Source organism: Bacteroides sp. (assembly GCA_036351255.1).
Taxonomy (GTDB): Bacteria; Bacteroidota; Bacteroidia; order Bacteroidales; family UBA7960; genus UBA7960.
Genome location: JAZBOS010000124.1, coordinates 1 through 9,347 on the forward strand (window position 1 = coordinate 1; position 9,347 = coordinate 9,347).

The 9,347-nt window shown below is 51.9% G+C and carries 7 protein-coding genes; 6 read left to right on the forward strand and 1 reads right to left on the reverse strand.

Annotated elements, in window-relative coordinates; all coding sequences use genetic code 11:
* The first annotated feature begins 67 nt into the window (after positions 1–67).
* Positions 68–577: a 5-(carboxyamino)imidazole ribonucleotide mutase gene (gene purE / locus V2I46_12180; GenBank protein ID MEE4178253.1), complete on the forward strand. Its 510-nt coding sequence runs from the start codon at positions 68–70 to the stop codon at positions 575–577.
* Positions 578–787: 210 nt separating this feature from the next.
* On the opposite strand, the gene V2I46_12185 is transcribed toward purE, so the two are convergent.
* On the reverse strand, positions 788–1,951 hold the full coding sequence (locus V2I46_12185; GenBank protein ID MEE4178254.1) for a hypothetical protein: 1,164 nt from the start codon (positions 1,949–1,951) through the stop codon (positions 788–790).
* 389 nt (positions 1,952–2,340) lie between these two features.
* Here V2I46_12185 and V2I46_12190 point away from each other — a divergent pair, with 389 nt between their 5' ends.
* The 5 genes from V2I46_12190 (at position 2,341) to V2I46_12210 (ending at position 8,771) form a co-directional block, all read left to right on the forward strand.
* The gene (locus V2I46_12190) at positions 2,341–3,159 is read left to right on the forward strand and encodes a hypothetical protein (GenBank protein ID MEE4178255.1); all 819 of its coding nucleotides are present in this window, start codon (positions 2,341–2,343) and stop codon (positions 3,157–3,159) included.
* Positions 3,160–3,177: 18 nt separating this feature from the next.
* Positions 3,178–5,310 carry a helix-hairpin-helix domain-containing protein gene (locus V2I46_12195; GenBank protein MEE4178256.1) on the forward strand — a complete coding sequence of 711 codons (2,133 nt, stop codon included), beginning with the start codon at positions 3,178–3,180 and terminating at the stop codon, positions 5,308–5,310.
* Between the two features lie 348 nt (positions 5,311–5,658).
* On the forward strand, positions 5,659–6,117 hold the full coding sequence (locus tag V2I46_12200; GenBank protein MEE4178257.1) for a hypothetical protein: 459 nt from the start codon (positions 5,659–5,661) through the stop codon (positions 6,115–6,117).
* A gap of 181 nt (positions 6,118–6,298) precedes the next feature.
* Positions 6,299–6,964 carry a hypothetical protein gene (locus tag V2I46_12205; protein ID MEE4178258.1) on the forward strand — a complete coding sequence of 222 codons (666 nt, stop codon included), beginning with the start codon at positions 6,299–6,301 and terminating at the stop codon, positions 6,962–6,964.
* A 127-nt stretch (positions 6,965–7,091) separates the two neighbouring features.
* Positions 7,092–8,771, forward strand: a complete 1,680-nt coding sequence (locus V2I46_12210) for an MFS transporter (protein MEE4178259.1) — start codon at positions 7,092–7,094, stop codon at positions 8,769–8,771.
* Positions 8,772–9,347: the final 576 nt, after the last annotated feature.

The window sequence follows — 9,347 nt, forward strand, 5'->3', positions numbered from 1 at the left end:
CCGACAACCATGACAACCCTCAAACTTTTTTCCTATTTTTGCACTCTAACCCAAAACCCCGACCCTTATGCAGCCTTTAGTCAGCATTATCATGGGCTCCACTTCCGATATGCCGGTGATGGAAGTAGCGGCCAAGTTCTTTGATGAGATGGAAATCCCTTTTGAGATCAATGCCCTGTCAGCCCATCGCACGCCCGAAGCGGTAGCCCAGTTCGCTTCCAATGCTGATAAGCGCGGCATAAAAGTCATCATCGCAGGCGCCGGGGGTGCGGCTCATCTGCCTGGTGTTGTTGCGGCCTTTACCATCCTGCCCGTGATTGGCGTGCCGGTGCGGTCCTCCATCAGCATCGACGGCTGGGACAGCATCCTGTCCATCCTGCAGATGCCTCCCGGCATCCCCGTGGCCACCGTGGGCCTCGACGGCGCCCAGAACGCCGCCATCCTTGCCACCCAGATCCTGGCACATACCGATCCCATCATTCAAAAACGCCTGCTGGCATTCAAGAAAAACCTTGGCACAAAGGTTGAAAAGGCCAATGAAGAACTGAAAAAACACACCTTCCGGTTCCGCATCTAATTGCCCGGAACCTGAAATCCGCTGGTGAGCAGGACAGGAGGATTCCAGAAAGGGAAGAACCTCCCCCCAACCCCTCGCCTGAGGCGAGACAGGCTCTCCAAAGGGGGAGGTAGACCCGTAATTTTTTTATCTCAGAACAAGCCTGCAGGCAGGAAACAAGGAATAATGAATATTGAAGTTTCCGGAACCTTGAACCTTAAACCTGAAACCCTAATTCTGCCTGAGCGCCGGCATCGGCACAGGGACGTTAAAAAAAGCCGAGCCTTCGCCTACCCCGCCCGAACATTCATTACTGCCGGTCGTGCAGAGGCTGCGGGTCGAAGGACATTCAGCCGCCCAGAACATATACCCCAGCATACCGGGAGAAGTGCCTGCGCCATTAGGCATGATCCTGGTCACGTAATCACGGTTGGCGTATTGGATGGACGCGTAAAAGTCAACGCATTCAGGAATGGATTTCCGGTTGGTAATGAACAAGCCCCCGGTAAATTTGCAGGGCGCCAGCGGGGGAATGGGCGGGGCATACTGGGGCTTGCCGTCAATGTGTTCGTCCCAGTTTGCAATGGCCCCTGAAGCCGTGGGCTGGCGGGCAGGCACCATGGCATTGGCATAGTCAAGCACAGGCAAATCTGTTCTTAACCAATCTGCCGTGGCCTTGCGGCACAGCGCAATGAGCCAGCGGTCGCCTGCTGCCAGGTCAATGGTCAGCCTTGCCGCATGGTTGGCCCCCGTGGCATCATAGGAATGCACCAAACGGTAAGCGTCGATGAAGGCTTGCAGGCCATCCAGGTCAGGATCGCTGTTTTGTTCATAATCAATTTCAATGCCCACCCCCAGTTGTCCTGCCACCAAGGCGGCTTTTTCCCCAAGCAGGGCGGCATCGGCGGCCAGGGCAGCGTTCCAGTCGTCGGTATAGGTGATGCCGCCAATCGAAAGCATCACCCTGATGCCATGGTTCTTGAAATAGTTTACCACCTCCTGGGTCATTCCCCGGGGGATGCCGTTCAGGGTGGTGGCATCCGTGGTCTGGTTCAGCAATTTCAAAGGATTCACAAAGCTCAGCACCACCAGGTTCACGGAGGGCTCTCCGCCGCCACGGTCAACGATCCAATGGTTGTTAAAGTCAAACTCTTCCATGTCGCGCACCGTGCCCCAGGTGCAGTAGTCGTTCCCGGCATGCCATACCCCGTATACCTGTATGGGTGTCGCATCGGGCGACAGCTCATAGGGGGGCTGGGGTGCAGGCTTCACCTTGGTTTCAAGGGCATTCAACCGGGAGGGGTTTTCCGAAAACTCCACCCCGTTTTTCTCACATCCGATTACAAGAAAAATAACCATCGCCACCAGGGCGATCCACTGGGAATTCTTTTTCATGGCTTAAAGGTTTTGGTCACTAACAAATATATGATATTTTCCGATACTTGAACCGATAAACAAAGTTTTTTTCCTGACTATTTATTGTTTTTCTTATTTGAAATGGAATTTCTTGTTGTCCCCGGCCTTGTATTTCTCCTGTGTTTATGCATGAAAACAGGAAGCCGGTGAGCTTTTTCATGGTGCATATAAACACCCATAAATTTTTTAAGAATAATTTTTTTCTGCCGCAATATTCTCCTGCCCTTTTGATTGATCAGGCTTGTTTGGTTTAAAATAAATGACCAATAGATAAATATGTATCTTCCTGGTTTTTTCAGGAGAAATATTTTACATAAATTGCATGCCCACACAAATCCTTTACCCTGGTTTTCCCTTTCAAAGAATCAATGAAACCGCTGGTAGTGCTGATATTAATACTGTTGGGCAGCACCAATTCCTTGCTGGTGGCTGCAGGTGACAATTATCCTTTCGGGGGAAGGTCTGCTGGGATGGGTAACGCCATGGTAGCCGTTTACGATTTTTGGGCGGTGAGTCACAACCAGGCCGGGCTTGCGCATCAGCCAGGGCCTGCTGCAGGCTTTTACTTTGAGAACCGCTTCCTGAGCCGCGAGATGAGCCTGGGGGCTGCTGCCCTGGCCCTGCCGGCGGCAGGCGGCGTCTTGGGGCTGAGCCTTTCCTTTTTCGGCTACAGCCATTATCACGAGAGCAAAGTGGGGCTGGCCTATGCCCGTCCTTTCGGTGAGAAGCTTTCGGTTGGGGTGCAGCTTAACTATCTCCATACCTTTATTGAAGAAGGCTATGGTTCAAAAGGCATCCTGGCTGCTGAACTGGGGGTTCTGTATGAATTGCTGCCCCGCCTGAATATAGGCGTGCACCTGTTTAATCCCACCCTGGCCAAAATGGATGTCTTGGGCGCTGAGCGTATTCCCACCATTCTGCGCCTTGGGATGGCTTACAGTTTCTCTGACCGGGTGCTGGTATGCCTTGAGACTGAAAAGGATCTTGACAATAAGCCAGTTTTTCGGATGGGGCTGGATTATGGCCTGACAGAGAACATTTACCTAAGGGCTGGGATAGGAACACGACCTACTACCAATGCCTTCGGCTTCGGAATGAAACTGGGTAGGCTTCAAATCGATCTGGCTTCGTCCTTTCATCAGGTGCTGGGTTATTCTCCCCAAGCCAGCCTGGTTTATGCATTCTGATATCAAACGAGCGGGCAGATGATGGCCCATTTGAAACATATCAACCATTTGTTTATTAGCTGGCGAATTTGCCTGGCCTGCTGCCTTTTGCCCTTCCTTTTACAGGGACAGCAGCCCGCATTCCCTGACACCCTTCCTCCCCTGCCCCTGAACGAGGAGATATTTCAGCAGCGCATCGAAAGTCTGGCCGAGGAAACAGAAGAAGAGCCCGACTTCAGCGCCCTCATTGAAGATCTGGAAATGTTGCGCTCCCATCCCCTTAATCTCAATGAGGCTTCAGCGCATGATTTACGAAGGTTGATTTTCCTCAATGAAATCCAGATCCAAAACCTTCTTGACCACATCCGTCAGCAAGGCAAGTTGCTGAGTGTCCTTGAATTACAAAGCATTGATGGCTTTGACCCCTCCACCATACGTGCCATTCAGCCTTATGTTTCGGTCAGGGATACCCCCTTCAGGAGGCACCTTGGTTTTAATGAGATCCTGCAGCAGGGTCAACACCAGTATTTCCTTCGCTGGCAGCGACAAATAGAATTACCAAGGGGCTTCATCATCCCTGACCCAACAGAAGAGAACTCAGATCCGGCACCAGTATATCCGGGAAGCCCATACCGCCTTTACACAAGATATCGCTTCACATGCTATAATCACCTGAGCATAGGCTTCACCGCCGAGAAAGACCCTGGCGAGGTTTTTTTCAGCCATGGTCAGCCCCGGGGATTTGACTATTATTCCGGCCATTTCTTGATACGCGATCTGGGGATACTGCGCACAGCAGTGGTCGGCGATTACCAGTTGCAGTTCGGGCAGGGGCTTACCCTCTGGTCGGGCCTTAGCTTTGGAAAGAGCAGCGAGGCCATTGCTGTCCACAAGCAGGCGCAGGGTATCCGCCCGCATACCTCCGTGGATGAAAATGCCTTCTTCAGGGGGACAGGCCTTACTTTTGCATTGGGCCATTTTGAGCTCACCGCCTTTGCCTCTTCCAAACGCCGCGACGCCAACATCCTTGAAGCCGACACCCTCGAGGGGGAGTCACTGGTTATCACCAGTCTTCAGCAAACCGGTCTGCACCGCACGCTTGCCGAACTTGCCGACAAGCACGCCATTCGCGAAAACCTATTTGGGGGCCACCTGGCCTGGAAAAAAAATTCATTCAACCTGGGCCTGACCGCAAGCCATACATTTCTGGGCGCTGAGTACAGACGCGATCTTTCCTTTTATAATCAATTCGATTTCAACCAAAATAAAAACACCAACATAGGGTGCAACTTCTCCTTTGTCCGCCGCAACGTTCACTTCTTTGGTGAGTCAGCCCTGAGCGCCAATGGAGGTTATGCCATCCTCAACGGGCTGATTATGAGTCTCGACCCCCGGCTGTCGCTTTCACTGCTTCACCGCCATTTCAGCCGGGATTACCAGGCATTGTATGCGTCAGCTTTTAGCGAAAACACCCGAGTAGCCAACGAGAACGGCCTTTACCTGGGGCTCAGCTTTCAACTTTCAAAGCAATGGAAACTGACAGCCTATGCTGACCACTTCGCCTTCCCATGGATGAAATACCGCACCTACAGCCCAAGCCGCGGTTATGAATACCTGGTGCAACTGAACCATCATCCCCGCCGCAATACAGAGATTTACGTGCGTTATCGGATCAGGAACAAACCATTGAACACCCGGGAAAGTGTGGCGATAACTTATCCTGAAGATGTCATTCGCCAGAATCTCCGCTTCTATATCAGCCATGCCATTACGCCCACCCTAAGCCTGCGCAACAGGATAGAAATTACGCATTACCGTCAAGGACAACAAAACGAACAAGGCTTTGCCATCCTCCAGGATATGATCTATCGCAATACCGATAGCCCTTGGTCAATCACCATTCGATATGCCCTTTTTGACACCGGGGGCTATGAAAGCCGCATCTACGTTTATGAGAATGATGTGCTTTATGCTTTTTCCTTCCCCTTTTACTACCATCGTGGAAGCCGCGCCTATGCCCTGATTCGCTATAGACTTAACCGCCACTTCGACCTGTATGGCCGACTTGCGCGTACCTTTTATGCAAACCCCGCTCCCGCCACCACCGGACCCGATGGCCTGGATGACAATACCAGGACGGAAATCAAGCTGCAGGTAAGGGCAAGGTTTTAGGGGTTTGTGTTTAGGGTTTAGGGCGTTAATTAATTTTTCCACAAATTCAGGCAAATTTTTCCAATGTAAATAAACACCTATCTAATCATAAATTTTCATCTTCCATTTTTCATCTTTCATTTTAAATTTTTCATTTTCCTTTAACCATCCTCCTACCATGTTCGAATGATGTTCGTGTAAGGTTCGGGTGGGCACGAGCGTGTTCCTTCGCGGATGGGAAGGGGGTGGCATAGAAAATGTTTTTTTTGGCAGCCTTACCAGGGTTTTGAAAGCCATTATCGCCTACCTTTACACCTTCGAACCAAGGGTTTAGCATCGGTAAGCCCTTATAAAAACCAGGACAAAACCATGTCACTCACCCCATTAACCCCCGGGCCGGAGCTGGAAGCGGGCAGCAGGCTCCACCAAAGGTATGTAAAGCTGCAGGCCCTGCTGGCCGAGCTGGACAAGAGGGGGCTTCCGGAGGCGCTTGCCCTGGCCATCGACCAGGAGATCATGAGCCTGAACGCCGCCGCAGCAAACGGCAAAGCCTATAAAAGACGCCTGGCAAAAACCCATGACCAGGTGCTGAAAATGATCAGGGAAAAGCTGGGGTGGGTGCCGAAGAATTACTACCGGAACCTTTGGATGGCGCTGGGCCTGGCTGTTTTTGGCATTCCCCTGGGGATGTCGTTAGGCATAAGCCTGGGGAGCATGGCGTTCCTGGGCATCGGGTTCCCCATGGGTATAGCCATCGGGATAGCCATTGGCACGAACCTTGACCAGAAAGCCGCTGAGGAGGGAAAACAACTGGACAGCGCGGTGTAATGGCCCTGCCCCGGGGGCTGGCCGCGGTGTGTATTGCGCCGGGGGTCCGGGCGCCATGGGTCAGCACCATAAAGGCATAAGCTGGGCCTGTTGTTTCAGCCCGGATTGCGAATATATTGTGAATGATGTTGTTTGTAAGCGGGATTATGCCTAGATTTGGCGCCCAAAGATTGTTGTTTTTATGAAATTTCGCGTTCAATACCTGTTTTTTTTCTTTTTTGCCTTCCTTGTTTCCCCCGCGCCTGGTAATGGTCAGCAAGCCTTCTGCGCAAGCAGCGAAGGGCTTGTTTTTTTGCCTGGTGAAGGCTGTTCGGCCATAGCGGCAGCTGCGCCCGTGGGCGGGGTTTTCAACCGCCCCGAAGCCTTTGAAAGCAGCACCCCTGATGCCGGGGATGAGCCTGAACCGGAAAGGGAAAAACCCTTCAGTCCCGGTTTGCGGGGCATCGTCGAATTGGGCTATTTCGGCATAGGCGGGGGCAACTACGACGAGCTGAAGCTGGGCCTTTCGCTGGGTTACCAGTTCAATCAGTTTTTCCTTGCCGGCATCGGTGCAGGCGCCAGGAAGAACCTGGAAAACAGCGGGGCGCTGACCTATCCGTTTTTTGCCTTTCTCAGGGTTAGCTCGGTGGAGCAAAAGGTGACGCCCTATTTTATGATGGGGATGGGTAACTTTTTCAAACGTGAGGAAGCCCTGGAGGAAGGCGGCTTGTTTTTAAGCTCGACCCTGGGCGCCAAGCTGAACCTGTCGAAAAGGACCGCCATGTACCTGGGCCTTGGCATCGAGATCCAGAACGAGCGCTGGACCAGCAACAACTCTGCCGGATTGAACCTGGGGCTGATTTTTTAAAATAAAGGGGGAAGCCTGAAAGAATTGCTAAAAAATTAACAGGCATAATGAATTAAGGCTTTGAGGCTGCCTTAAAATTTCTATTTTTGTCCTTTGCAAATTTTTACTAACCTAATAAAAAGAGACAATGCAACGACAAAAATTACTGAATGAGTCCAAGGCCATTCGCTGGCTGGTGCTTGTTCTGGTGAGCAGTCTGATGTTCTCCACCTATTATTTCCAGGACTTTTTCTCGCCCCTGCGCGACCTGATGGAGAGCGACCTTGGCATCAACAGTGAAGAGTTTGGCCGAATCATTGGACTTACCACCATAGCCAACATGTTTGGTATGATCATCATTGGCGGCATCATCCTCGACAAATGGGGGATTCGCCTGGCGGGTCTTGCCTTTGGAGGCCTTGCCACCATCGGTGCCGCCATTACTGCCATGGCCTCTATGGGCTTATTCGGCGATGATAAATCAACCGTACTGACTTTTATGATCGTCGGGCGCGTCCTGTTTGGTTCAGGCCTCGAGGTGGTTTGTGTGGTGGTTACCCGCACCATCGTGAAATGGTTCAAGGGCCATGAACTGGCGCTTGCCATGGCCATCAACATGGGCTTCGGACGTTTGGGTTCAGCGCTGGCCATTGCCATTTCGCTCGATATTGCCGGTCTCAGGGTTTCGCCTGCCGTAGTTTTTGCCGCTGCCCTCATTGGCATCAGCCTGATCTTCTTTGTGGTTTACCTGTTCTTCGACATCAAGCTCGACAAGCAGGTGAAAGCCAACAAGGCTGCCGACCTTGCCAGGAAAGATGTGGAAATGGCTGCAGGAGCCCTGAAAGAAAAGGAAGAGGCCGTTGACGAGGATTTCAAATTTGCTGACCTGGTGAAACTGGTCACCAATAAATCGTTCATTTACATTGCCCTGCTGTGCGTGGCATTCTACTCGGCCGTATTCCCCTTCATTCAGTATGCGCCCGACCTGCTGGTCAACAAGTTTGGCTTTACCTATTACCTGCCTGAGGGCGCTGCCGTGATAGTAGCTGGCAGCGAAGCCCTTGGAAGCTCACTGGTTTACGTCATCATCTTCATCTTTGCCCTCTCGGTCACCCTGATCCCCAACGGGATGAAAACCACCGTGGGCAAGCGGCTTTCGCTGATCACCATCCTGGCCGTATTTGCCGTGATCGTTTACCTGGTTCGTGACACCCTGGGCATCTGGCTCCACAACGGACCCAAGACCGCCTCGCTGATCCCGCTGGGGACAATCATCTTCACGCCGATCTTTGGCAGCTATGTTGACCGCAAGGGCAAGGCAGCTTCGCTGATGATCCTGGGGTCGCTGCTGCTGATCTTCGCCCACCTCTCGCTTTCCATTTTCCAGTCGAAGTTCCTGGCTTATGGCGGGCTCCTCAGCCTTGGCATCGCCTTCTCACTGGTACCGGCTGCCATGTGGCCTTCGGTGGCCAAGATCGTCGCCGAGAACCGCCTGGGCACAGCCTATGCCACCATGTTTACCGTGCAGAACTGGGGCCTGGGAGCATTCTTCTGGGGCATAGGCGCCCTGCTTTACAAGGTGAATCCAGCCGTGGTCAGCGCCATAGCAGATACGCGTGAGCGATTGCTTGCCACCGGCTTAACCGGCGGTGAAGTGGCCGACCAGATCAAGGTACTGCAACTGGAAGGAGCCCTCCCCTATTATGACTATACATGGCCGATCCTGATGCTGGTGGTGTGTGGCGTCATCTCCATCTTCCTGGCATTCAAACTCAAACAAGCCGACAAGGAACAGGGCTATGGCCTCGAACTGCCATCGAACGACTAAAAACTAAATGACCCCTTTCGGGGAAAAAGAAAGAGGCGGTCCGGAATGGATCGCCTCTTTTTTTTAAACTGCTCAACTTCTCAACTATTCAATGGTTTGGTTTTTATCCACAAATCCAGGCAAATTTTAAAGGTTGAGGTTAAGGTTGAGCCTGCCTGCCGGCAAGGCAGGGTTGAGATTAGCTTTTAGCTTTTGGCTTTTAGCTTTTAGCTAAGTACCAATCACCCATTTCTTATTTCTTATTTCTCATCTCTCATCTCTCACTTCTCATCTCTCATCTCTCACTTCTCTTTTTGAACGCGGATGCCACGGATGAACTTCGTTCAGCGCGGATGAACGCGGATTTTTTTTATAGTCCTTGTTTTTTGGGGAATTCTTTTATCCTCGGTGATCAGCGTTGCCGCGCCAGCGGCATCCGTTTCATCCGCGTTCCATTTTTTGAGGTTTTATTTTGAACGCGGATCTACTGCTTACTGCCTGCTGATTTCTCACTTCTCATCTCTCACTTCTCACTTCTCCCCTCTCACTTCTCACTTCTCCTCTAACATCCCGGCAGGAAGTTAAATCCCCAGACGC

Excerpts from the sequence above, each read along its gene's own strand:
- purE (MEE4178253.1), top strand. The coding sequence starts at position 68 with ATGCAGCCTTTAGTCAGCATTATCATGGGCTCCACTTCCGATATGCCG.
- V2I46_12185 (MEE4178254.1), bottom strand. The coding sequence starts at position 1,951 with ATGAAAAAGAATTCCCAGTGGATCGCCCTGGTGGCGATGGTTATTTTT.
- V2I46_12190 (MEE4178255.1), top strand. The coding sequence starts at position 2,341 with ATGAAACCGCTGGTAGTGCTGATATTAATACTGTTGGGCAGCACCAAT.
- V2I46_12195 (MEE4178256.1), top strand. The coding sequence starts at position 3,178 with ATGATGGCCCATTTGAAACATATCAACCATTTGTTTATTAGCTGGCGA.
- V2I46_12200 (MEE4178257.1), top strand. The coding sequence starts at position 5,659 with ATGTCACTCACCCCATTAACCCCCGGGCCGGAGCTGGAAGCGGGCAGC.
- V2I46_12205 (MEE4178258.1), top strand. The coding sequence starts at position 6,299 with ATGAAATTTCGCGTTCAATACCTGTTTTTTTTCTTTTTTGCCTTCCTT.
- V2I46_12210 (MEE4178259.1), top strand. The coding sequence starts at position 7,092 with ATGCAACGACAAAAATTACTGAATGAGTCCAAGGCCATTCGCTGGCTG.